Origin of the sequence: Pedobacter roseus, from assembly GCF_014395225.1 — a bacterium.
Lineage (GTDB): Bacteria > Bacteroidota > Bacteroidia > Sphingobacteriales > Sphingobacteriaceae > Pedobacter > Pedobacter roseus.
The window spans coordinates 4,338,433-4,362,482 of sequence record NZ_CP060723.1; the positions used below are offsets into that span (position 1 = coordinate 4,338,433).

Genomic DNA, 24,050 nt, shown 5'->3' on the forward strand with positions numbered 1-24,050 from the left:
GAAATTGATGTTAAAAAACTAAACCCGTGTACCGATAGCCAGGCCTATACTTTCGAAAGTAAAGCGACAAACTTTGCCTCTTTAAAATGGTCTTTTGGTGAAGGAGCGAGTTTGGCTTCTGCCACAACAGCCGGACCATTTACGGTAACATACAATACACCTGGAGAGAAAATTGTAGTTCTGGAGGCCAAAGGCACAAACGGATGCAACGTAGTTACCACGCAGACTTTTATTGTAGCAAACACACCAGAAAAACCTGCGATAACGGCTTCGAAGGTTAATTTATGCCAGGGAGATGTATTAAAATTATCAACTCCTTTTTTAAATTTAGCAACCTACCACTGGTCAGGGCCAAATGGTTTTATTTCAACAAACCAGAACCCCGAAATTCCGGCAATCGGGCCGGAAATAGCAGGAACCTATAAACTTTATGTTCAGGTTGGAGATTGTGTGAGTGAAGTAAATTCGATAGACATTTTATCAGTCGATTTAAAACCTGAAGCAATGTTTTCGATTGAGGTAAATAATAGGTGCGAAACTAACCAGTCTTTTTCTTTTATCAATACTTCTAAAAATTATACAAAGCTTACCTGGGATTTTGGCATAGGGGTGAAAAGCCAGGTTGCCATCAATAACGACAGTAAAATATTAACCTTTACCGATCCCGGGCCTAAAACAATCACACTTACAGTTGAAAGCAATAATGGCTGCACTTCTACCTTTACAAAAGATATTTTGGTAGAGTTGAAACCGGAAAAGCCTGAAATCAGTATCAATCAGGCTTCGTTTTGTTTAACAGACATCATCAAATTATCTGTACCAGCACAAGAAGGCATCACTTATGCCTGGAGCGGGCCAAACAATTATTCTGCAACCACAAATGCCATTGAAATTCCGGTAACTGATTTTAATGTGGCAGGTGAATATCAGGTCATATTAACATCAGGTACTTGTAGTGCCGAACCAGCAACAATTGTTGTTCCGGCTATCGCCAGAATTCCAGTTGCCAAATTTTACACCGAACCCACTTTTAACATAAAGTTTTCTGCTCCGGTACCTATAATATTTACCAATACATCGCTTTATGGTGATTTTTATGAATGGAATTTTGGCGATGGATTTACCTCTACAGATCAAAGCCCCACCCACATTTATCAAACCGATGGAATATTCAAAATTACGCTAAAGGCTTTTTCGAAAAACGGCTGTTCAAATTCAATTACCCAGGGTGACCTGATCATCAAAAAAAACGCATCTACCTTTGTGCCTAATGCATTTTCGCCAAATGGCGATGGAATCAATGATGAACTGCTTGTTGGCGTAACCAACCTGAAGAAATACAGCATTCAGATTTTCAACCGTCTTGGTTCCAGGGTTTTCTTTACCGACAATATTTTTGAAAACTGGAACGGCACTTTTAAGGGCAACGACCTCCCTGTTGGGGTGTATTACTACATCATATTGGGTACTAATTTATCCAATAACAATGTTAAATATTCAGGTTCGGTAACGCTACTCAGGTAATTTAATCTTTACCCTGCAAAAAATATTTATGGTGCTTTAAACACAGTAGTATCCTGAGATAGTGTAGGTATTTTATAATTTCCGGTATCCAAATTTGTTTTAGGCAATAGCTTTTTTATTGCAGCCAGGTCTGCTTTAGTTATTTTGGTTTGGTATAAGTACAGAAATTTTAAGTTTTTAAGTTTTTTTAACTGATCGATACCCTTTAAAGTCACTTTTGTGCCTACCAGGCTTAATGATTGCAGCTGATCTAAATCTTTTAGCGCTACTAAACCGGTATCGGTTATTTGGGTATTATTCAGGTTTAACCTGCTTAAATTTTTACAATTTTTAATGGCAGTTAATGTTTGGTCGTTCACTTTAGCATTTTCTAATTTAAGCCAAAGCAATTGTTTATCAATTGATTTAAGGAGGTCTAAAATATCTTTCCCCATTACTTGTACATTAACGAAATTTGCAGATAGGTAATTTGTATTTTGCGCTACAGGAACGATTGTTACCCCTGCATCTGCCAATTTTTTCAATGCTTTATCATCAGCTGCAGAAATCTCTTTCGTTGGGATGTCATTATTTTTTATTTCCGCAGTCGCATCTTCACCTTTTTGCAAACTCGCCAATACCGGTTTGATGTCGTCACCTTGTGGGAGATCCTTAAATTTCTTTTTAAAATCAGCTCCGTTGTTGATCCACCATTTTAACAGTGCAATTTCATTGGTGCTAAGCTGTGGCTTTTCTTTAGGCGCCATGTGATCTTCATCGTTTAACGGCAATAAAATCCGTTTGATTAGCTCGCTTTCATCAGCTTTTCCCTTAACAACTGTATGTCCATCTTCACCACCTTTTAAAATGTATTCTTCCTGATCTAACCGAAGTTTGCCTTTCTGCTTTTCACTGCCATGGCAACTGTAACATCTGCTTTTTAAAAGCGGCTGAATTGCATTTTGGTAAACAAAGGCTTCCTGTACATTAGGAATTGGTGGAATAGCTGCGCCATTTTTAGCACCATCCGATTTTAGTGGTGCAGTTAAATAATCAGATCCATGGGTTAAAGATCCACCCAAATGGCCCGTAATGGAAATTAACACCACAAGAATTGTCGCAATCGCAGCTAATATTCCTTTAGATTTAACCTTTTTATAAATAGCCCATAATATAATTGATAAAACAGCAACACTAATGCCCATCCATTGGTGATTACTCACCAGGTTACCATCATAATCGCCGCCATTGGCTAAAAGATAGCCTGTTACGCAGGAAACAATTGCACTTAAAGCTCCTAAAAGCAGCATTAACGGGATTGCATGCTTTAAATTGGCAAATTTCTGTTTCAGTGACAAAAGGATACAAATACAGGCCAACAATAAAATCCCAATGGGCAGGTGGACAAAAACCGGGTGAAAACGACCAAAAAATTCTAACATTTTACTGATACCTTTTTCTTAATAAGTTCATCATATAAACATTTATTGCCCATTGATCGGCAACAGGTTGTCGGGTATAAGGCAAAGTGGGCATATAATCTGCCGGACCAAATTCGGTAAGGATGGTCATTCTTTCCCCGTTTTTCTTTTTACGTTCGATCACTTTATCCCACCATGCCAGGTGTGCTTCTACTACTTTTGCCCATTCCGGAGCTCTCGGATCATTTACCTGCGGTCCTTCGGGATGACCAACCCGCGAATGGATATGATCTGTTTTTTCTAAAATAAAATCGATGGTCTGTTTCTGATCACTAAGCAAACTTTCGTGCACATTACACCAATGCGAAATATCCAGGGTAAACCTGAGCTCCGGATTTTTCTCCGCAAAATTCCGGGCAACCGGTGCTGCGAACATCATACGGCTACGGTGGGTTTCGTGGTAAATTGGTATCCCTGATGATTTTCTTTTGGCCGTTACATAATCAATAATCTGTTTATTTTCTTCGTAGGTAAAATAATCCTTGCCCGAGTGACAATTGATGTAAACCGGTTTTTGATAAGTATTGGCGCAGATGGCATCCAGGCTATTTTTAAAGGAAACAAGATGTTCTTTAATATTTGATTGCGATCCCGCACACAAAAACCCAATCTCCAGTTTATATTTTTTTACAGCATCAAAAAGCTCTTTTACAGCTTTATCCTCTCCCGGCCACCAAACTTCTATACCTTCATAACCCTCTTTTTTAGCAGCAGCACAAAACTCGTCTCTTGTGCCCTCGAAACCCCAGTCGGTTTGCATAAATAACAATTCGTATCCTGCTTTAGATTTTATATTTTCAAAAGGATTAGCACTGATATTTTGTATTGGTGCCAACACGGAAGCCGCTGTAACAACCGCTGTATTTTGTAAAAATTTTCTTCTTGTTTGGTTCATTGGTTCATTTGTTATTGGTCAATAGTTGATTGGTTCATAGTTCGTAGCCAAATGGTAATTATTTATTGGTAATTGAACTTTGATTATTGGTCAATAGTTCATGGTTGATAGTCTAATCGACTTCGGACTCCCGACTACCGACTCCGGAATAAATTAAGCCACAACCTCCCTTATCACCTTTCCTGCTACATCAGTTAACCTAAACGGCCGGCCCTGGAAAGGATAGGTAAATTGTTCGTGATCAAAACCCAGCTGGTTTAATATGGTGGCCTGAATATCAAAAGCATCAACTTTTCCGCTTATGGCACTATAGCCTATTTCATCGGTTTCGCCATGCGTAAAGCCTTTCTTTACACCGCCTCCGGCCATCCAAATGGTAAATGCCTCGGTATGGTGATCTCTGCCTTTAAATGGGTTTTGTATTCCATTCCGGTTTTCCATCATTGGAGTACGACCAAATTCGCCGCCCCAAACTACCAGGGTTTCTTCTAATAAACCGCGTTGTTTCAGATCGAGCAGTAAAGCTGTAATTGGCCTGTCAATGGTCCTGCATTTATTCTTCAGTCCAATATTAAGTGAGTTGTTTGGATTATCACCATGTGCATCCCAGCCCCAATCGAATAACTGAATATAACGTACACCTTTTTCAACCAGTTTTCTTGCAAGCAATACATTATTGGCGAAACAGGCTTTACCGGGTTGTGTGCCATACATTTCATGAATATAGGCTGGTTCATCGTTAATATTCATCACCTCTGGTGCCGATATCTGCATGCGGTAGGCCATTTCGTATTGTGCTATCCGCGATAAAATTTCCGGATCGTTATATTCCTGATATTGCTGTTCATTAGCTTTGTTAATGGCTTCGATAGAAGCTTTTCTCAAATCCCGGTTCATTCCATCAGGATCTTTAATAAAGAGTACCGGATCGCCTTCGCTCCTACATTGTACACCCTGATAAACCGAAGGTAAAAAGCCACTTCCCCAAACACTTTTACCAGCATCTGGAAAACTACCTCCACTGGTTAGCACCACATAGCCCGGCAGGTTCTGGTTTTCTGAACCTAAACCATAAGTTACCCAGCTGCCCATGCTCGGCCGGCCTAAGCGCGGAGAACCAGTATGTACGAGAAGTTGCGCGGGGCATGATTAAACTGATCGGTTTTTACCGCCTTTAAAAAGGTTACATCATCTACCATCGTAGAAAAATGGGGCAGATTATCACTTACTAAAGCACCTGATTGGCCATGTTTGGCAAAAGTAGCCTGCGGGCCAAGCATTTTAGGCACACCGGTAATAAAAGCAAACTTTTTACCCGCCAGCAAAGATGGCGGACAATCCTGTCCATCCATTTTCATCAGTTCGGGTTTAAAATCGAATAATTCCAATTGCGATGGGGCACCGGCCATGTGCAAATAAATTACACTTTTAGCTTTACCAACAAGTGGTGGCGATTTTGGCAGTAATGGATGGGCAGGATCATAAGCAATCCTGGTCTGTTTATCTGAAAAAAGATTACCACAGCTGCCCAATAGCGAACCCATGGCCAAAGCACCAAGGCCCATGGCACTTTCTTTTAAAAAGTGCCGCCTTGAGTGCAACCTTGCATTTGCTTCGTGTGCTTCTTTAATTAACCGATGTGCATTTAATTCGTCTCTCGTCATAACCTGATCAGATTAATTTTTAGTAACTACTTCATCCAGATTGAGCATGGCATTGGCCACTAACACCATTGCTGCCTCTTCTGGCCTATATTTCTTTTGTTTATCGCCCATAAACGCCGATACACTTGCCGAATTCTTTTTAAACTCCTCAAAAGCCTTAGCATACAGGTCTTCAAATACCTTTAATCTGTTTTGAGGAATATTTTTATATAAAATCATTTCGTAGCCTTTGGCAATTTTAGTTTTACTGGTATTTCCACCTACTTTTTCCATACGAAGGGCTAGTTTTCTCGCCAGATCGATATACACGCTATCATTTAGCGTAACCAAAGCCTGTAAAGGAGTGTTGGTACGAATGCGTCGCGGACTACACACCACTCTTGAAGCGCCATCAAAAGCAATGGCCGATGGATATGGAGCAGTTCGTTTCCAATAGGTATAAATCCCCCTACGATACTGTTCTTCTCCTCCACTGGTGATCCATTTTGCACCATTATAAGGCGAAAACCAAATACCTTCGGGCTGCCATGGCATTACCGGCGGACCATACATTTTATTGCTCAACACGCCACATACGGCTAAACTCTGGTCTCTGATCTGCTCTGCACTTAACCTCACCCTCGAGCCGCGTGCATAAAACTTATTAAAAAGATCTTTTTCCTTTAATTCCTCTGAAACCTTGCTGTCCTGCCTGTAAGTAGCCATCATTACAAGCTCTTTCAGCATTTTTTTAACACTCCAATTATACTTATACATAAACTGGTAGGCCATAAAATCTAAAAGTTCCTGATGGGTAGGGGCCATTCCCTGCGTCCCCATATCTTCGAGGGTTTCTACTAAACCAGCACCGTAAAGCTGCTCCCATAATCGGTTGACCATGGTACGCGATACGAGTGGATTTCTTTTATCAGTAAGCCACATCGCTAAGCCCATGCGGTTATCGGGTGCATTTTTCGGCATGGCAAAAGCTAAAGAATTGGGTACACCTGCTTTTACTTCTTTACCTTTTGATGTCCAGGCACCACGCTCAAATACATAGTTTTTACGCTGCATACTTAATGGATTTTCGACCATAATTGGCGTGGTGGGCACCTGCGCATCCATTAAGGTTTTAAATGTCTTTTTGTATGTTAAGTATTCCGGAGTACCTTTTCCGGGGAATTGCCTGGTAAAGTAAAACCAATCGAAGTACACCATAAATTCGTCAGGATTTTTTACCGAGGCATTGGTATATTTTAGATACACATCCTTTACCCCAGCCTGTTTTGGAAAATCGATTTCCACATTTTGATAACCACTGGTTTGTGCCAGTTTCCACGATTTTAAAACCAGTCCGTTTGGCGAACCCAAGTGTAAACTCATGGTACCATTTGCTTTGCTGCAGTTATATCGCATGATCAGCTGATCAATATTGTCGAGCTTAACCGCTTTTAACCTTGCTGATGAACTGTTTTTAAAATACAGTGCAATATTGTTATTGCCAATTACCGAATTAACCAATTGATCGGCCGTAGTCGAATTTATAGCTGGCTGTCCGGTTTTTAAAAATAACTCCATTTCTGATGCTCTTTCTTTACCAGAAACGGATTGAACCCAATTTGTGAGGTTGTTAAGCTGATTTTTCAGGCTATCGTTGAAATTTTTAAATAATGGGTATTCTCCCGTCACATCCTCATCCCTGGTATTGTTAAAATACGACATGAATTTATAATATTCATCATGTTTAAAAGGATCGTATGGGTGACTATGACATTGTACACAAGAAAAAGTGGTACTCATCAAACCTTCCCAGGTGGCGTTTACCCGGTCTAAAACTGCGGCCGTTCTAAATTCTTCATTATTGGTTCCACCTTCATCGTTGGTTGGTGTATTCCTGCTAAATGCTGTTGCAATGTACTGGGCATCGGTCGGCTTCGGAAAGAGGTCACCGGCGATCTGATCTGTAATAAACTGATCGTAAGGCATATCGCTATTAAAGGCTTTAATTACCCAATCTCGGTAGCTCCAGATGTTCCTGTTGGGATCGCTTTCATAACCTTTGGTATCGGCATAACGGGCAATATCGAGCCACATTGATGCCCAGCGTTCGCCAAACTTCGGCGAAGCCAGCAAACTATCAACCAGTACATTATAGGCATGTTGTTCGTCTTTACTGCTGAGGTAAAATTTCGCCAACCGATCTGACGGATAGGTACCGATCAGATCTAAACTAACCCTCCTTAATAAGGTAGCTTTATCGGCCATTTTAGAAGGTTCGAGTTTATTTTCTTCCAGTTTTGCAAAAATAAATTTATCCAGGTCATTGCGCACCCAATCGTTATTAATATCAGGTACTGCTGTTGGTTTCACACTCACGTAGGCCCAGTGGTTGCCCCATTTTGCCCCCTGTTTTATCCAACCGCTTAGTATATCGATTTCATCATTGTTTAAGGCCGGGTGTTTATAAGGCATCCTTTCTTCTGGATCGTTGGATTTTAGGCGTTTAATAAATTCGCTCTCCTCCGGATTGCCAGGAATAATTGCAGGTTTACCACTTTTAGTTTTGGCCAAAGCTTCTTCCCTAAATAAAACGCTAAAACCACCCTGCTGCTTTACCCCACCATGACACGAAATGCATTTCTTATTCAGAATAGGCTTTACCTGCGAGTTAAAATCAATTTGTTTTTCTGAAGAAAAGAGTGAAAAGATAATTAAAGTGATCACAACCAGCGTAAAACCGGACGCAAATAATATTTTCTTTTTCAATAACATTTGGTTAGAATAAACTTGGTTTAATTTTTAGCAGTTTTTTATTTGTAAACAAAGTTAAACTAAGCTAAACACTGTTCCAAATAATAACAGAACATATTATTTTGCTAAATCGCTAAGTTTCATTTACTGTTAACCAAAGGTGGATAAAAATATAATACACAAAAATGTATTAATTTGCGCAAAAGATGGATTATATTACTTTTTATAGAAATTAAATATGGAGAGATACCCGATCAGAGAAAAAAATAGTTTCGATTTCCAGAAATCAATTATCGTCCCCAAGAATGTAGTTCTGAAACAATGCATTGCAAATGGTGTCATAAACAATTTATTCGTTACTGATATTGGCTATTATCGTAAGGCATCCAATCACTATGCCCAAAGAAACCATGGGGCTGACCAGCACATTTTGATTTATTGTATCGAAGGTAAAGGAAATGTAGAATTTCAGGGTACATCTTATCATGTAGAAGCTGGAAATTTTATCATCATCCCTAAAAAAACAGCACATATTTATCAGGCTGATCCGATTTTACCATGGACTATTTATTGGTTCCATTTTTCAGGACCTGGTGCCGACCATATTGTGGATTCATTACAGCATTATAAGGCTTATGCGGGCTTTAATGAAGAGAGGAACATCTTGTTCGATACTATTTATAACCGATTGGAAAGAGGTTTTAGCCGTGAAAATATTATCTATGCCAATTTATGTTTCCACCACTACATTGCAGAAATTATTTATACCGACAAACAGCCCGATAAAATTATTGAGCCTGATAAAGTGGAAGAGGTTATTGATTTTATGCGGAACAATATTGAAAAAATGCTGAGTTTAAAAGAACTGGCATTAGCGGTTTATTTGTCGCCATCTTATTTATCGGCCATATTTAAAAAGAAAACAGGCAGCTCTCCTATCGATTACTTTAACCAGCTTAAAATTCAGAAAACCACTCAGTATTTACTTTTCACCAATTTACGGATCAATGAAATTGCCCAAAAAATCGGCATTAACGATCCCTATTATTTTAGCAGGCTTTTCTCCAGTATTATGGGCATTTCGCCAAAACAATATCGGGATAATAGATTTAATTAACGTGCAGTCAGGTGTTTCTTACACTGCCCCCAAAAAGTTAGACACTTTATGGGGGCATTTTTATGAGTAGAAAAATTAAATACGGTTTAGAGTTAAAATTACTGTTGGTAAAACAGGCGATCAATGGAGAAGGTTCGGTTCGTGCTATTGCTAAGGAAAACCAGATTAACCATACGATTTTGGATAAATGGGTTAGTTTTTATAAAGCCTATGGAATTGAAGGATTACAATTGCAGCCACGTCAATACGATGGCGATTTTAAGTTAACAGTAATAGAAACATTAAGAACTGAAGGCTTATCTTTATACCAGGCCTGCATCAGATTCAAACTTCCTTCAGTCAGTATGCTCAGCAATTGGCAAAAGAAGTATGAAAGTGAAGGTGTGGGGGCACTTTTCAAATCATGTAGGGAAAAATTTATGGATGCACCCGATAAAAAATCTAAAAAGAATAATCCTAAACAAACCAGGGAGCAGGAGTTGGAAAAGGAAAACAATTTTTTGCGTGCCGAAAATGAATATCTAAAAAAGTTGTATGCCTTAATTCAGAAGGAAGAAGCAGAGAAAAAGAAAAAGCGCTGATCATCCAGGGATTAAGGCAGAAACACGATCTTAAAATGTTGCTACAGGCAGCAGATATGGCTAGGAGTACGTTCTATTACCACATCCAGAAAAATAAAAAAGCAGATAAATACGATCATCTTAAAATACAGATCAAGAACTTATATGACCAGCATAAGGGCAGATTAGGGTATAGACGGATGGTCTATGCCCTAAGGGAGCTGGGCTTTCATCTCAATGATAAAACAGTTCTGCGCCTCATGAAGTCGATGGGGCTGAAAAGTGTGATCAGGGTAAAGAAATATAAAACCTATAGGGGGCAGTTCGGTAAAGTGGCCGAGAATGTATTGCAGCGTAACTTTAGAGCAGATAGGCCTTTCCAAAAATGGGCAACAGATGTTACAGAGTTTAAAGTAGGCGTACAAAAGTTATATCTTTCGCCTATAATAGATCTTTTTAATGGTGAGATAATAAGTTACAAATTGTCGGAAAGGCCGAATTTTAAGCAAGTAACAGAAATGATCAAAGAAGCTTTTATACGCATACCCAAGCAACAAACAGCGCTTATCTTACATTCCGATCAGGGATGGCAGTACCAAATGAAGGCGTACCAAAAGCTCCTTCAGGAAAAAGCTGTTATACAGAGCATGTCAAGGAAGGGAAATTGCCTGGACAATGCAGTCATTGAAAACTTTTTTGGAACTATAAAATCCGAACTGTTTTACCTGAAAAAATATCAAACCATAGAAGAACTAAAAATGGAAATCAAATCTTACATAAGCTATTATAATAACGACAGGATCAGACTTAACTTAAAAGGAATGAGTCCGGTAAAGTACCGAACTCAAATGTGGAAAAATTAAATTATTTTTGTCCAAACTTCTGGGGGCAGTCCATCTATCTGACTGCTTTTACTAACCGCAAAATTTTTAAATTAATTTAACCTGGCTTTCTTCGTTTCTTAGTGTATAAACCCTCATGCAAATAAATGTAATAAGAAATGTAGGACCATAAGTAATCAAGAATTCATCGATTGAAAGATTCATTAATTTTCCCCGTAACAATAGATAAATCAAAAAGATTGCAATTGAAGCCATCATAGCATTGGTTGCAATATTGGGTTTATTATAAGTTACCGGTGCAATGCCGCCAATTTTCCTCATATTAAATAAAAGCGTGCAGAAACTTAGTGCAATAAATACAGCAGCATCCTTTATATCGAGGTTAACATTGAAGCTGTAATTTGAAGCAATAAGTGGTAACAGCCTAAGATATCCCATCATGATTACATAAGTGATCGGCAGGCAAAGTAATAAAGTAGTTAATGTTACTTTTAAAGTATAAGTGAGCGATTGTTTCATATACATTTAATCTAGATTGAGCTTAGCGGTTCTTTTAACCAAGATACGAATTCTGTGGATTTTCATTTCGTTTTTAATGCAGCAGGTATTACAATTTTACTGGTTTAAATATTTCTTCAGTGTCAGATGGTAAAATCTAACACCACTTACTCATTAATCCAAGGTTAAACCTATTTCTTTCAGTAAAATAGCAGCATTAAATGTTTTGCATGGTCCTCGCTTAAGCAGGTAATCGAATTTCATTTCACCTTCGGTAATCTGGATATCAAAATGGAAATTACGGACCGTTTCAGGATGATCTATAATCAGATCGGCCAGTTGCAGATCGTGCGTAGCAAAAAGTGCAGGTGTTTTTTCGGTAATCAGTTTTTCTACAAAAACCTTCGATCCCAAATATTTATCCCTGCTGTTGGTCCCGCGGAGCATTTCATCAATCAATACAAGCGTATCCTTATCTTTCACCACATGGTCTAAAATCATCTTTAAGCGGTTCAGCTCCGCCTTAAAAGTAGAAGTACTCTCATTTAGCGAATCTTTGATCCGCATATAGGTATTGATCGAAAAAACAGATAATTCCATAATTTTGGCACAAACTGGTGCGCCTGTATAGGCCAATATCATATTAATGCCCAATGTGCGCAAAAAAGTACTTTTGCCGGCCATGTTGGAGCCTGTTACAATATCGACTGTTGGTTTTGTTTCGAGATGAAAATCGTTGTTTACCCTCAACTGCTCCTTAATCAGCGGATGGCCAATATGAATGGCCGACAGGGCAAATTGATCTTTAATAACAGGAAAAACCCAATCGGGCTGATTATAAGCTGTTGTGGCCAGTGAAATCAGTTCTTCAAAATCGCCCAAATGATCCAAGGCTGTAACCACATCATCTGAAGATGATTTATACCAGTTATCGAGATTTACACAGCACCTTAAATCCCATAATAAAAGTGCATTCAATATTCCGCCAACGATAAGGTTCAATCTCGCATCAAAATTCCCGATAATTTTAGAAAGCGCTTTAATTTCTTTACTTACCGGAATTTTCGAGTCCAATAAACCTAAGGTATAAGGGCTTTTCCAATTTTGAATTTCTGTCCATAAAATGGCACCGGCATATCCATTCAGGAGATTAGAGCTTCCCCCAAAGGTGTAAAAAACCTTATTGATTTTTGCACCCAACAACACATTCCAACCTGTATGAATAATACAAAGCAATATCAAAACTTTCCAGAAAATACTACTCACAAAAAGTCCGGCTAAAATCAGGGCGATGGAAAGATAAGGGACTAATTTAACGTAAAGCCTCAAAAATTTTCCTTTCACAAATTCCAGTTGCGCCCCCAATTGGTACTTTAACTGCGTTTTAATCTGCTCTATCCTATCCGGATCGTAACCATGCAGATTAGCCCTGAAACTATAGGTTTCATCTATTTTTTCAATAATTTCTTTTACCGCTTCCTGTCTCAGCAGTATCTTATCAAGTGTAGATTTTTCTGCTAAACTTTTAGCCAAAATATCATTCCCGCTTTTGGTACTGCAACGGTTAATCAGTGCAAATAATGATGCATTTCCAAAAATATCTAGATCAGAAGTATAAGGATGCAGCTCCGATTCGAAAGCCGTACCATGATTGTAACCGTTTGCTATTCCATTTAAAATATTCCACTCGTTCTGATAAACCCACAAAAGCTGTTTTTTATAATCGATTTCACGATCGAGCTTACTTTGCCTGCGCACAATAAATGCAAAAGCAATTACAGGCACCATTAAGCCAATCTGGATCAAAGTCCGCAGGTTATCATCTGCTGAGCTCACCAGTGCAATAAAAAGTAAAATTTCGGCAAGGAACAAACCGATGCGCATAAAAGAAAGCTGGTCGATCAGCTTTTTGGTCTGATCAATTTCTGTGGTAACTTCTTTTATTTTCTCCTGGTAACCGGCTATGATTTCTTGTTGTTGTTTCAGCATGATTTTTATTCTGTATATATTTCCGAAGCTATCAGATGGATAGATTGTATTTTTTGTTACAATTTTCTCTAAGTTTGAATCTCCAAATTCTAAAGATAGGCAAAATATTAAATGAAGATTACCCTGATCGCCATTGGCAAAACCGAAGATAAATATCTCATTGAGGGAATTGATAAATACATCAACCGCCTGAAACATTATATTAATTTTAGTTTTTTGGCCATACCTGATGTTAAAAACGTTAAAAACCTGAGTGAGGCGCAACAAAAAGCAAAAGAAGCAGAGTTGCTGCACAAACAAATCAATAATGGCGATGTTGTTATTTTATTGGATGAAAAGGGAAAAAAATATTCTTCGGTGGCATTTTCCAACTATTTAAATAAACAGATGGTGGGCAGTGTACAGCATCTTATTTTTATCATCGGTGGGCCTTACGGCTTTGACGAAACCATTTACAAAAGGGCAAATGGTTTAATCTCCTTATCGGATATGACTTTTTCACACCAAATGATCAGGTTGTTTTTTGTAGAGCAGCTTTACCGGGGATTTAGTATTTTAAAAGGAGAACCTTATCATCACGCTTAAGATGGAAAATGGTTGAGGTAAGATGGATGACGTAAAATGCGGGCGATGTAAATATGGAAAAATAGAATTAAAATCATCATTAAATAAAAGAAACTATGATACTGGATAAATATAAACGGGAATACAGATATAAAAGCGATCAGAACCGCAACAATAAATACTTATGGATCAGCATTATTGCTTCTTTAGTGATTGTAGCTTTGCTTTGGTATTTTTTCGATTAAACCCATAAAAAAACACCAGACAAATTTGCCTGGTGTTCTCTATCATTATGTAAATAAAGCTTAAACGCCTTTTTTACTTGTCATGCTTGCTTTTTTAGCAGGAGCTGAAGTTTTTGTACTTGCTTTAGCACTTGCTGATGCTTTTGAACCGGTAGCTTTAGTTTTCTTATCTGCAGCTGCTTTTTCTTCTGATAATTTAACCTCTGCCGGGGTACCAGGTGTTTCCGGAGTTTCTTCAGTAAATAAAGGAAGATCTTTCAACAGGTTATACCAGGTAATGATTTTCTTCATATCTGAAGCATAAACTTTTTCCTGATCGTGGCCTGGAGCTACTTCTAAGAAGTAAGCACGCAAATCACCTTTTAAATCCGGAGTTGATCCTTTTTCAGAAATTTTAGCAAAAATATCTGCCAATTTAATTTCTTCATCCTCACCATACACCGTAATATCTTCTAATGAAGCTAATTTTGTGTTAGTGATATTGGCTACAACTTTAGTTTTCTGGGCATCTAAACCCTCTAAAATATAACCCACTTTATTTTGTCCAACCAGTTTAAACAAACCTGGTCTGCCAGATACGGCAACAATTCCTCTTAAATTCATATTTTTTTTTGAGATATGAGATTCGAGATATGAGATATGAGAAATCACTCAAATCAAATAACTAAAACTCCCTGTTCAATTATTAATGAGAATGGGACATTAATCAGAGAAATCAAGTCTCAAATCTAATGTCTCAAATCTCGCATCTATTTTTTAATCTTCTAAAACTTCAATATTCAAAATTTTATCGCCCTGGCGGATATCGTCCACAAGATCCACATTCTCAACAACTTTACCAAAACAAGTATGGTTACGGTCTAAATGTGCAGTATTGGTTCTGCTGTGGCAGATAAAAAACTGTGAACCACCAGTGTTACGGCCAGCATGCGCCATTGATAAAACACCACGGTCGTGATATTGGTTTTCGCCATCCAGTTCGCAATCAATTTTGTAACCCGGACCACCAGTACCTGCTAAATGTGCTTTAGCCGGGTCTTTTGAATTTGGGCATCCACCCTGAACCATAAAGTTAGGGATTACACGGTGAAAAGTTACACCATCATAAAAGCCTTCTTTAGCTAATTTTTTAAAGTTTGCAACGGCTTTCGGCGCATCGTTTTCGTAGAATTCTACAGTCATCTCGCCTTTTTCTGTTTTTATTATTGCTTTACTCATATTAATATCGGTACTAATTTTAAATTTTGTTCGCCAAAAAAAATGCTCATTTTTTTTGGTAGAGGGCAAAAATAACAAAATTGTATAACTTATAACACCATTAAATTTTTCTATCCAGTTTAAATGCGGTATTTTAGTCTTTTAAGCATACCGATTTGATAAAGAAATATTATATCCTGCTCATTTGCCTGCTTTGCTCTTTAGGACTGAGGGCTTCATCACTGTTGATTTATATGGATGAAGACCAAAAGAACCACCTAAAAGCTTATGGTATTGCCTATTGGACCATCAGTAAACAGCTGGAGGTTGATTGGCTTTTAAATTACCGCGGGGGAAGCTTTTTAATTAAATACAACAAAGCGGTAGAGGATGAGTTAAAAATCCGTGGGGTATCTTATGAGGTCATCGCTGATGGTAAGGTGGTGAGCTTGCTGAATGAAATCAGCGATCCATCTGTAAACATGGAAATGGTGAAACTGGAGAAAACACCAAAAATTGCGGTTTATTCACCTAAAAGCAAATTACCCTGGGATGATGCGGTTACGCTGGTGCTTACTTATGCAGAAATTCCTTACGATGTAATTTATGATGACGACATTCTTCAGGATAAATTAAGCAAATACGACTGGCTGCATTTGCACCATGAAGATTTTACCGGACAGTATGGACGTTTTTGGGCCAATTTCAGGTATGCCACCTGGTACCAGGAAGATGTTAAAAACCAGGAAGCTTTGGCTAAGCGTATGGGTTATAAAAAAGTATCTGAAATGAAACTGGCTGTAGCCAAACACATCAAAGAATACTGTGCAGGCGGAGGTTTCCTCTTTGCCATGTGTTCTGGTACGGATAGTTTTGATATTGCACTGGCTGCTGATGGGGTTGATATCTGTGCCCAAATGTTTGATGGCGATCCTGCCGACCCAAATGCACAGGCTAAACTGGATTTTAACAAAACTTTGGCCTTTCAGAATTTTAAACTGGATAATAACCCGATGAACTATGAGTTTTCGGATATTGATGCTACCCAAACACGTACCCTGAACCAAAGCAACGATTACTTTACCTTATTCGATTTCTCTGCGAAATGGGATTTGGTGCCCACCATGCTTACCCAGGATCATGATAAGGTAATTAAAGGTTTTATGGGCCAAACAACCGCTTTTAGAAAAAGTCTGGTGAAGACTAGTGTAACTGTTCTGGGCGAAAATAAAGGCGCTGCCGAAGTGAGGTACTTACATGGAGAGATTGGAAAAGGACAGTTTACTTTTTACGGTGGCCATGATCCGGAAGATTACCAGCATGCGGTTGGGGATCCGCCAACAGATTTAAGTCTGCATCCCAACTCGCCGGGTTACCGTTTAATTTTAAACAACGTACTTTTTCCGGCAGCAAAAAAGAAACCTCAAAAAACTTAATATTTTATAATATTACCGTTTTGGTATTATTCCTTTTTAGGTATAAAAAAATCTTACCTATACCTAATATTCCTATTAACTATACAGTAAAATGCCTGCATTGGTATAACGATCTATCGATATCACTATATCAGAAATCATTAAAAAAGACACTGTAAACCAGACAATTAGAAGCTTAAATGTAACAGACTTGATACTTTGGCACAGCTTTTGGAAATGAGGCTTGTAATTAACAACGGGTGAAAGCCTGAAAATTTTAAAACAAGATTCTTCTAAAAGAAAAATATTATGAAAAAGTTATTATTAAGCGCTTCAGTTTTATTATTAGCAACAGGTGCATTTGCACAAACAAAAATGACTGGTGAAACTTCACGTTTTGGAATTAAAGCTGGTGTTAACCTTTCAAAATTTCATGCAGGTGGCGATGATGCCGCAGCCAATGCTTTTAATGATAATGCAAAAAACAATGTTGGTTTTAATGTTACTGCATTTGGTGATTTTGGTGTAGGAAATAATTTCTTTATCCAACCAGGTGTTTCGTTACAGAATAAAGGTAACAAATTCGAATCTACTGGTACTTCAACTATTGGAAATAACACCATTACCACTACTTCATCTGTTAAAACAAATTTAATGGCTATCGAAGTACCAATTAATGCAGTGTTTAGAATTCCTACTGGTGATGCTGGTGCAGTTCAGATCAGTGCTGGTCCTTACATCGGTTTTAACATTTCGGGTAAAGATAAAGGAGAAAATGTTGTTACAACTGTGAATAATTCGAATAACAACAGTACTACTGTTACCAGCTCTAACGACAGAGACTTATCATTTGGTAGTGCAAATGATAAAAACTACAATAGTACCGAATTTGGTGCAAACTTCGGTTTATCTTACCGTACAAACTCTGGATTTTTAGTTGGTGCTAACTATGGTTTAGGTTTAACCGATTTAACACCAAAAGACAGACAGGCTAATAGCAACAAGTTAACTAACCGCGTGTTAGGTTTCTCAGTTGGTTATTCGTTCTAAGAAAAGCCTTAAAAGTAAAAAACCGTCCCGATATAAAATCGGGGCGGTTTTTTTATGCCCTATAAAACTTCAGTTGAATATTTTTTTGCTTTACTCAAGGACCCGCCATTTCGATCCCGAAGATTCGGGAAGAAATCTTTTAAATTCGATTTTAGTAACTTGGTAAATAGATCTCTCCATTTCGCTGCGCTACAGTCGAGATGATTCTGTTTATGGTAGGATATATGGTATGAAGATAAATATGAGTGACAGATGGATAAAGGAGTTAATTGGTCTCGAAGTATCGTCATTTCGACCGCAGTGGAGAAATCTTTGAACCATGTTAAAAAATTTCTCCATTACGTTGCACTCCAGTCGAAATGACGACTTTACTATGGAATCTGTAAATGGTAGCCTGTCGAAAAACCTTTTAAATACTTTTTAAGATGTTTCGCCAAGCTTAACATAACAGCATCTGAGCTGGAATCACCCTTATGATACAATCTCTGTTTATGTCCCTCAATTGATTTATTAATCGTAGAAGTTCCAGGTTACGCCAAACTTTAACAATGCATCCTGCATCGGGTACCTGTTTACCGTATAATATCCCCTTTGGAATAAACCCTGGTTTACGAAATCGTATTTAACAAATATATTGGCCCGTTTTAAATTGGCTTTAAAGAAAACATCTACAATCGGTTTTGAGGCAAAAGTTACCGGATTGGTTTCATCAATATAAAACTGTGCAGTTGCCGGCGAATACAGGTAATTTGCATATTCAGAGTTATACCTTACATCAAAGCCGATGTTTGCTTTTAACACCTTAAAAAAGGTATTGTCAAAATAAATACTGTTGTAGGTGTAAAAATCGGGCGTTCTTAAAATGGCATTATTATCAGTTTTTTGGTAAGCCACATAGTTTTCCATTGCAAACCTGCCAAACCTCCACTTTTTGGATACATCAATCCTGATTAAACTGATATCGGCAGTTGCCTGTTTTGGTAAAATAGCTGTGGTACCACTAGAATGATCGGCTGCAAAATACAGGTAGTTGCTGGTTAAAATATACCTTGCTCCTGCATTTAAACCGTACTTATCATTAATATAATTGAATGATAAATTGGCAATTTTAGTATTCTTAAAATCGTTATTGGTCCATTGGTAATGGTTGCCATGGTAATAATCGAAGATAGTGGCAGGGGTTTGATTCTGCGCATAAGCACCCAGTTCTATCCTGCCGATTGATTTACTCAACAGAATTTTACTTTTGGCTTCGTACAGGTAATCGCCTGCGTTTTCGCCCTGTAATATCTGTTCTACATTTAAGTTAAAATCAATATTAGAAGAGAACCTGTAACCTGCAGCGCCTAAAACGGTTATATTTTGGTAAGCAAAACGGCTTTGTTCATAATTTGTTCCGTCCTGTTTAATCCCCAAAAATTCGTGTTTGTAGTAATCATGCCTGATCCCTGCATCAACCTTCAGTTCATTTTTAATCAATGATGAATTTTTAGGCCTTAAAAAGAAACTATAAATAAATTCATTTTTAATGTGTTGCACATGGGTAGAATCGTTTGTAAACGTGGTGCTGTTTATCCCGGGAGGAAGTACATTGTTCGGATCGGTACCATTTTTATAAAAATCGTAACTGTCGTTATTGTACTCCACCGTATAGGTGATTTTATTGGTGGGCAAAACAGCATTGTTTACATTGGCTGAGGTATCTATCCGGCCAACATAATAGGTTTGCTTTAAAAACAACGTGTTCTTTTTATACATGTTCCGTGAATCTGACAGATTTACAGCCTCACCATCACGGCTAATGGCATTATAACCCGGATCGAATATGTTCTGTGCCACAACCGAGCCATTCTCGTAAGCCCGCATGGTATTAAAAATTGCCGAAGCCCACATGTTGTAACGCTTGCTCGGCGATTGGTACCAGGAGAAAACGGCAACATTTAAATTATCGCCACGCTGCCTCACATAAAATCCTTTGGAGTCGCCCCTGTTAAAATTTACGCCAACATTCCAGTTTTTCTTAATATTTTGAGAATGTGTGGCCCTAAAAAGCTGTTCTTTTTGTCCGGCGCTAACAAAATATAAACTGGTAAAAGGCGTTCTGGCCTGGTAATAGATAATATCATCAGGCGTTAATGCGTAATAATCGAGCGAATGGAAACCTACATCGAAACCGATCCTTTTACTCGGCTCGTACAATAATGGCCTTGCAGATAAACCCATGTTACCATTGCTAATGGTTGGGTGCATGGGTTGCAATAGCGGACTATAATTCTGAATATTAACCGTAGAGGTATCCAAAGGCAGGAGTACGATGCTATCTTTACTTAAACCAAGTTTGGTGTAGCGGATATATTTCGCTGTAAAAACCACCGAATCTTTTCCGCCATCCAGTTTTTTACGAACAGAATCGAGCTCTTTGTTGGTACCCACGTTTGTTTTTAAATCCTGAGCAAAGGCTTTATTGATGCCTGTAAGCATGAAGATTAAAAAACAGATTTGAACGATTTTACGCATGTTACAATTCAGAAATTAAGCGGGTTAAAATCTCTGTCATTTTTGGTTCAGCCTTGGCCGCAGCGGCTAAAATTTCGTCCAGATTAAAAGGCTGCAGATCTTCAGGAAAACCCTCATCAGTTAATACAGAGATGGCGAAAACCGGTAATCCGGCATGATTGGCCACAATCACTTCGGGTACAGTACTCATGCCCACGGCATCGGCACCAATTAAACGTAAATATTTATATTCTGCTTTGGTTTCTAAATTCGGACCTGAAACGGCGACATACACACCTTTATGGCATTTGATATCAACATTTTTTGCAATTTCTAATGCTTTGGCAATGATATCGCGTTTGTAAGGCTGACTCATATCAGGGAAACGGGGACCTAATTCACTTTCGATGATACCACGCAAAGGGTTATCGGGCTGCAAGTTAATGTGATCTTCTATAATCATTAAATCGCCTTTTTTAAATTCGGGGTTTAATGAGCCTGCTGCATTGGAAACGATCAGGTTTTCGATGCCTAAACCTTTCATTACCCTTACCGGAAAGGTAATCTGCTGCATGCTGTAACCTTCATAATAATGCAGGCGGCCCTGCATAGCAATAATTTTCTTTCCGTTTAATGTACCAAAAATAAGTTTGCCGCTATGAAATTCTAATGTGGAAATAGGAAAGTTTGGGATATTAGAATACATCAATTGATGCTCAACCTCGATTTCTTTTACCAGGCCACCTAAACCAGTACCTAAAATAATACCTATTTCTGGCTTAAAGTTTTCTGTTTTACGTTTAATATATTCAACGGTTTCTTCTATTGCTCTTAACATAATTTAAAATGAGTTCGTCAAAGGTAATCTTATCTTCTTCAAATAATTCAACCTCTATGGGTAAATAATATACAGGTAAATCTACCAGTAAATCTTCAAATCCGGTAGCTCTTAAACGCTTGCTATCCTTTTCTGTTGTGATGATGATTTTTTCTTTTTTGCTTCCGGCCTGAAAAGCACTTTTAAATTTTCTGATATCCGCTTCTTTAAAGGCATAATGATCAGGAAATTCTTCATGTTTGATGGCTTTTGAATATTTCGCTAGTTCTTCGATCAAAGGCTGCGGATTGGCAATCCCGGTTAAAAGAAAAATTTCAAAATCCTTTATCGATTCGAGTTCGCGGGTTTCTTTTCCATATAAATGAATCAGATTACCATATTTCAAATACGAATGTAATACCGGTTGATCGACATTCGGCTGCAACTCATTTACTGAAGCCTGTTGCGCCACATGCAATAAAGGAACGGGCGACTTGGTAACCAATAAAACATCTGCTCTTTTTCTTGATGAAAAAACATCCCTCAGATTACCTGCTGGCAGTAAAAATTGCAAAGTGCCTAATTTTCTAAATTCGAAAAGCAGGATGTTAAAACCTGCGCGCACAGCACGGTGCTGAAAGGCATCATCGAGGATAATTAAATCGTGATTTTCTTTTAACTGGTTAATGCCATTTACACGGTCTTCGCAAACGGCAACGGTTACGTTTTTAAATTTTTGATGGTACTGTAAAGGTTCATCCCCAATGGTTCCGGCAGTTGCATTGGCACCGGCAAGGATAAATCCTTTTGTTTTACGGCCATAACCCCTACTTAAAATCGCGATTTTATAATCAGCCAGCAACCTCACCAAATATTCAACGGTAGGCGTTTTGCCCGATCCGCCAACAGCCAGATTACCTACACAAATTACAGGCAGGTCAAACTTCACCGATCGTAAGATCCCCCAATCGTAAAGTTTTTTACGGAGAATGATGGCCATTCCGTAAATCAATGAAAAAGGGAGCAGTAAAAGACGTAGGTAGTTTAGTAACATATCGTGGTTTCAAAAATACTGATTATTTAAAAAAGAAAGGCATTGTAGTGGCATGCCCGATAAAGGAACCGATAAGCGAAGGAAATGGTTTGGAAGAAGATGATATAGTCCGAAGTCGGAAGTCGGGAGTCGATTTAATAATGACCAATAATCAATGTCCAATGATCAGTAATCAATTGCGTTATTGACTAAACGAAACAATATCCTGTTTTCAGTTGGCAATTGGCAGTTACCAATAAACTAATGACTAATGAACCAATGACAATTGAACCAATGACTAATGAACCAATGAACAATTGAACTAATAAATCAACTATAATTTAAGTTTTTTTATTATCATTGTTATCTATCAAAACATATTTTAATGTCTCCTAGTAAAAGATTAGTTGTAGGCCAAGGCCAGATCAGTGGGTATATTTCGATTTTTTTAGCTGTATTAGCACTTTTAGGGATTCTTTGTTTTCATTATCCTGAAAAGCTTACTACCCCGAATTCCGCGAAATATACACCAAAGAGAGTATGGAAGCTTTAATGCTTGGTGGTGTTATTGCCTGTTTCTTTTTCTCTTTATTAAGTTTAATCCTCAGCAAAAAAATTAAATGGGCATGGCCAGGTTTTGCATTGGGCGCTTTAGCGGTTATACTGGGTGCGTTAAGCGTAGAAGGCAGGGATGTTGCTAAATCGGGCTGGCATTTTGGCTTAGACTGGATGATTTTAGACCTGCTTTTAATGGTTGCCATTTTTGTTCCATTAGAGTTATTTTTCCCCAAAAACAATGAGCAGACCAAATTCCACGAAGAATGGCGTACCGATTTAACGTATTTTGTGATCAGTCACTTGTTTATCCAGTTTTTCGGTATCATCACCCAAAAACCTGCAGTATTATTTTTTGGATGGATGGGATTAGACAAAGTACATACCTGGGTACAAGGTTTGCCTTTTATAGTGGCTTTGTTTTTAGCCTTTTTCAGTACCGATCTGTTTCAATATTGGGCACACCGTTTTTTCCATACCAGGGTATCGCTGTGGCGTTTCCACTCCATACACCACTCTACACAAAATATGGATTGGCTGGCCGGAAGCCGTACCCATTTTATCGATATCTTTTTTACCCGTGCCATGACTTTTATTCCGCTTTACGTATTGGGTTTTTCATCAACGGTATTTAATGTGTACATCATTTTTATTGCCATCCACGCGGTTCTGATCCATGCCAATACGCGGATTAATTTCGGACCATTGAAATATATTTTCACAACTCCTCAATATCATCACTGGCACCATTGCGAAGACCCTAAATATTACGGACATAATTTTGCCTCGATATTTCCTTTTATCGATATGATATTTGGCACCTATTATTTACCGGGCAAGGAATGGCCGGCAGGAACAGGTGTGCACGAAGCGGCCTACCCGAAAGGTTTTGTTAAACAATCTATTTATCCTTTTACCAAAAGTCCGTTCGATACCGATTTAAATATGGAAGAACGGAGCGATAGATAAAAAAGTTGCTAACGCTCGTTTCTAACGAGCGTTGAATAATTCATTGTTTTATAGTGAAGCGATAAATACATCATAACAATCAGGAAAGCAGGGCCAGCATGCAGGATGAATGTTAGCCGGGCTTTCCGCTAAATCTTTTGTTTTGAATAAAAACAAAAGTATATCGCTGCAATCCCGTTTAATCAAAACTTGCAGTGCTATTATTAAAGGTTTTAAGCCCAGTCTCAAACTGACAACATTCCTGTCAGATAATAATATCTGCCAGCACGCTATCTGTATGCCCAGCTCCATGCCCTCGGTGTCTTTTCTCGGCGACCTCTGTGGTTAAAACTATGATGCAATCGTAAAACTATTTCTTTAATGCTTCAGTCTCTGCGAAAACATCAATGTTATGTGTGGTTAAAAAACCTAAGGTGGAACAAACACCTCA

The 24,050-nt window shown here is 38.2% G+C and carries 19 protein-coding genes and 1 pseudogene; 9 read left to right on the forward strand and 11 right to left on the reverse strand.

Annotation, left to right across the window (positions count from 1 at the left end):
- The first annotated feature begins 111 nt into the window (after window positions 1–111).
- A complete protein-coding gene (locus H9L23_RS17735) occupies window positions 112–1,524 on the forward strand; it encodes a PKD domain-containing protein (RefSeq protein ID WP_187591630.1) in 1,413 nt (470 codons plus the stop codon).
- A 26-nt stretch (window positions 1,525–1,550) separates the two neighbouring features.
- Here H9L23_RS17735 and H9L23_RS17740 read toward each other — a convergent pair whose 3' ends face one another.
- From H9L23_RS17740 to H9L23_RS17755, 4 genes and pseudogenes are all read right to left on the reverse strand, one after another.
- Window positions 1,551–2,945 (reverse strand): c-type cytochrome domain-containing protein, encoded by a 1,395-nt coding sequence (locus H9L23_RS17740; protein ID WP_187591631.1) that lies wholly within the window; start codon window positions 2,943–2,945, stop codon window positions 1,551–1,553.
- 1 nt (window position 2,946) lies between these two features.
- Window positions 2,947–3,879: a sugar phosphate isomerase/epimerase family protein gene (locus tag H9L23_RS17745; protein ID WP_187591632.1), complete on the reverse strand. Its 933-nt coding sequence runs from the start codon at window positions 3,877–3,879 to the stop codon at window positions 2,947–2,949.
- A 153-nt stretch (window positions 3,880–4,032) separates the two neighbouring features.
- A pseudogene (locus tag H9L23_RS27120) lies at window positions 4,033–5,543 on the reverse strand (DUF1501 domain-containing protein).
- A gap of 12 nt (window positions 5,544–5,555) precedes the next feature.
- Entirely contained in the window at window positions 5,556–8,294 is a 2,739-nt protein-coding gene (locus tag H9L23_RS17755; protein ID WP_187591633.1) for a DUF1553 domain-containing protein, read from the reverse strand.
- Between the two features lie 217 nt (window positions 8,295–8,511).
- On the opposite strand from H9L23_RS17755, the gene H9L23_RS17760 reads away from it, so the two are divergent.
- The 3 genes from H9L23_RS17760 (at window position 8,512) to H9L23_RS17770 (ending at window position 10,813) form a co-directional block, all read left to right on the forward strand.
- Complete coding sequence (locus H9L23_RS17760; protein WP_187591634.1) at window positions 8,512–9,390, forward strand: AraC family transcriptional regulator; 879 nt, start codon at window positions 8,512–8,514, stop codon at window positions 9,388–9,390.
- 62 nt (window positions 9,391–9,452) lie between these two features.
- A complete protein-coding gene (locus H9L23_RS17765; protein WP_187591635.1) occupies window positions 9,453–9,971 on the forward strand; it encodes a helix-turn-helix domain-containing protein in 519 nt (172 codons plus the stop codon).
- A 2-nt stretch (window positions 9,972–9,973) separates the two neighbouring features.
- On the forward strand, window positions 9,974–10,813 hold the full coding sequence (locus H9L23_RS17770; RefSeq protein ID WP_246474952.1) for an IS3 family transposase: 840 nt from the start codon (window positions 9,974–9,976) through the stop codon (window positions 10,811–10,813).
- Between the two features lie 66 nt (window positions 10,814–10,879).
- Here the strand turns inward: H9L23_RS17770 and H9L23_RS17775 are convergent, their stop codons facing one another.
- Window positions 10,880–11,311, reverse strand: a complete 432-nt coding sequence (locus H9L23_RS17775; protein WP_187591636.1) for a hypothetical protein — start codon at window positions 11,309–11,311, stop codon at window positions 10,880–10,882.
- Between the two features lie 153 nt (window positions 11,312–11,464).
- On the reverse strand, window positions 11,465–13,279 hold the full coding sequence (locus tag H9L23_RS17780) for a MutS-related protein (RefSeq protein WP_187591637.1): 1,815 nt from the start codon (window positions 13,277–13,279) through the stop codon (window positions 11,465–11,467).
- A gap of 111 nt (window positions 13,280–13,390) precedes the next feature.
- On the opposite strand from H9L23_RS17780, the gene rlmH reads away from it, so the two are divergent.
- Together rlmH and H9L23_RS26915 are read left to right on the forward strand one after the other, a co-directional pair.
- Window positions 13,391–13,864: a 23S rRNA (pseudouridine(1915)-N(3))-methyltransferase RlmH gene (rlmH, locus tag H9L23_RS17785; protein ID WP_187591638.1), complete on the forward strand. Its 474-nt coding sequence runs from the start codon at window positions 13,391–13,393 to the stop codon at window positions 13,862–13,864.
- 95 nt (window positions 13,865–13,959) lie between these two features.
- Window positions 13,960–14,088, forward strand: coding sequence for a hypothetical protein (locus H9L23_RS26915; RefSeq protein WP_262892372.1), 129 nt, complete (start codon window positions 13,960–13,962; stop codon window positions 14,086–14,088).
- Between the two features lie 60 nt (window positions 14,089–14,148).
- Here H9L23_RS26915 and H9L23_RS17790 read toward each other — a convergent pair whose 3' ends face one another.
- Entirely contained in the window at window positions 14,149–14,691 is a 543-nt protein-coding gene (locus H9L23_RS17790) for a DUF5606 family protein (RefSeq protein WP_187591639.1), read from the reverse strand.
- 153 nt (window positions 14,692–14,844) lie between these two features.
- The gene (locus H9L23_RS17795) at window positions 14,845–15,306 is read right to left on the reverse strand and encodes a peptidylprolyl isomerase (protein ID WP_057932098.1); all 462 of its coding nucleotides are present in this window, start codon (window positions 15,304–15,306) and stop codon (window positions 14,845–14,847) included.
- A gap of 233 nt (window positions 15,307–15,539) precedes the next feature.
- On the opposite strand from H9L23_RS17795, the gene H9L23_RS17800 reads away from it, so the two are divergent.
- Both H9L23_RS17800 and H9L23_RS17805 read left to right on the forward strand, forming a co-directional pair.
- Window positions 15,540–16,721 carry a hypothetical protein gene (locus tag H9L23_RS17800; RefSeq protein WP_025145146.1) on the forward strand — a complete coding sequence of 394 codons (1,182 nt, stop codon included), beginning with the start codon at window positions 15,540–15,542 and terminating at the stop codon, window positions 16,719–16,721.
- 288 nt (window positions 16,722–17,009) lie between these two features.
- Entirely contained in the window at window positions 17,010–17,750 is a 741-nt protein-coding gene (locus H9L23_RS17805) for an outer membrane beta-barrel protein (RefSeq protein WP_187591640.1), read from the forward strand.
- Window positions 17,751–18,260: 510 nt separating this feature from the next.
- Here H9L23_RS17805 and H9L23_RS17810 read toward each other — a convergent pair.
- The 3 genes from H9L23_RS17810 to lpxK are packed head-to-tail and all read right to left on the reverse strand — an operon-like array spanning window position 18,261 to window position 22,117.
- Entirely contained in the window at window positions 18,261–20,231 is a 1,971-nt protein-coding gene (locus tag H9L23_RS17810) for a putative porin (RefSeq protein WP_187591641.1), read from the reverse strand.
- A gap of 37 nt (window positions 20,232–20,268) precedes the next feature.
- On the reverse strand, window positions 20,269–21,084 hold the full coding sequence (locus tag H9L23_RS17815; RefSeq protein ID WP_187591642.1) for a purine-nucleoside phosphorylase: 816 nt from the start codon (window positions 21,082–21,084) through the stop codon (window positions 20,269–20,271).
- Complete coding sequence (gene lpxK / locus H9L23_RS17820) at window positions 21,056–22,117, reverse strand: tetraacyldisaccharide 4'-kinase (RefSeq protein WP_187591643.1); 1,062 nt, start codon at window positions 22,115–22,117, stop codon at window positions 21,056–21,058. Before lpxK ends, H9L23_RS17815 begins: the two co-directional genes overlap by 29 nt.
- Before the next feature lie 519 nt (window positions 22,118–22,636).
- Between lpxK and H9L23_RS17825 the strand changes: the two genes are divergently transcribed.
- Window positions 22,637–23,620, forward strand: a complete 984-nt coding sequence (locus tag H9L23_RS17825) for a sterol desaturase family protein (protein WP_246474729.1) — start codon at window positions 22,637–22,639, stop codon at window positions 23,618–23,620.
- The last annotated feature ends 430 nt before the right edge of the window (window positions 23,621–24,050 follow it).

Coding starts and splice junctions, on each gene's coding strand:
- H9L23_RS17765 (WP_187591635.1), top strand. CDS start 9,453: ATGAGTAGAAAAATTAAATACGGTTTAGAGTTAAAATTACTGTTGGTA.
- H9L23_RS17810 (WP_187591641.1), bottom strand. CDS start 20,231: ATGCTTACAGGCATCAATAAAGCCTTTGCTCAGGATTTAAAAACAAAC.
- H9L23_RS26915 (WP_262892372.1), top strand. CDS start 13,960: ATGATACTGGATAAATATAAACGGGAATACAGATATAAAAGCGATCAG.
- H9L23_RS17740 (WP_187591631.1), bottom strand. CDS start 2,945: ATGTTAGAATTTTTTGGTCGTTTTCACCCGGTTTTTGTCCACCTGCCC.
- H9L23_RS17825 (WP_246474729.1), top strand. CDS start 22,637: ATGGAAGCTTTAATGCTTGGTGGTGTTATTGCCTGTTTCTTTTTCTCT.
- H9L23_RS17800 (WP_025145146.1), top strand. CDS start 15,540: ATGGATGAAGACCAAAAGAACCACCTAAAAGCTTATGGTATTGCCTAT.
- H9L23_RS17805 (WP_187591640.1), top strand. CDS start 17,010: ATGAAAAAGTTATTATTAAGCGCTTCAGTTTTATTATTAGCAACAGGT.
- H9L23_RS17755 (WP_187591633.1), bottom strand. CDS start 8,294: ATGTTATTGAAAAAGAAAATATTATTTGCGTCCGGTTTTACGCTGGTT.
- H9L23_RS17760 (WP_187591634.1), top strand. CDS start 8,512: ATGGAGAGATACCCGATCAGAGAAAAAAATAGTTTCGATTTCCAGAAA.
- H9L23_RS17815 (WP_187591642.1), bottom strand. CDS start 21,084: ATGTTAAGAGCAATAGAAGAAACCGTTGAATATATTAAACGTAAAACA.
- H9L23_RS17790 (WP_187591639.1), bottom strand. CDS start 14,691: ATGAATTTAAGAGGAATTGTTGCCGTATCTGGCAGACCAGGTTTGTTT.
- H9L23_RS17745 (WP_187591632.1), bottom strand. CDS start 3,879: ATGAACCAAACAAGAAGAAAATTTTTACAAAATACAGCGGTTGTTACA.
- lpxK (WP_187591643.1), bottom strand. CDS start 22,117: ATGTTACTAAACTACCTACGTCTTTTACTGCTCCCTTTTTCATTGATT.
- H9L23_RS17775 (WP_187591636.1), bottom strand. CDS start 11,311: ATGAAACAATCGCTCACTTATACTTTAAAAGTAACATTAACTACTTTA.
- rlmH (WP_187591638.1), top strand. CDS start 13,391: ATGAAGATTACCCTGATCGCCATTGGCAAAACCGAAGATAAATATCTC.
- H9L23_RS17795 (WP_057932098.1), bottom strand. CDS start 15,306: ATGAGTAAAGCAATAATAAAAACAGAAAAAGGCGAGATGACTGTAGAA.
- H9L23_RS17780 (WP_187591637.1), bottom strand. CDS start 13,279: ATGCTGAAACAACAACAAGAAATCATAGCCGGTTACCAGGAGAAAATA.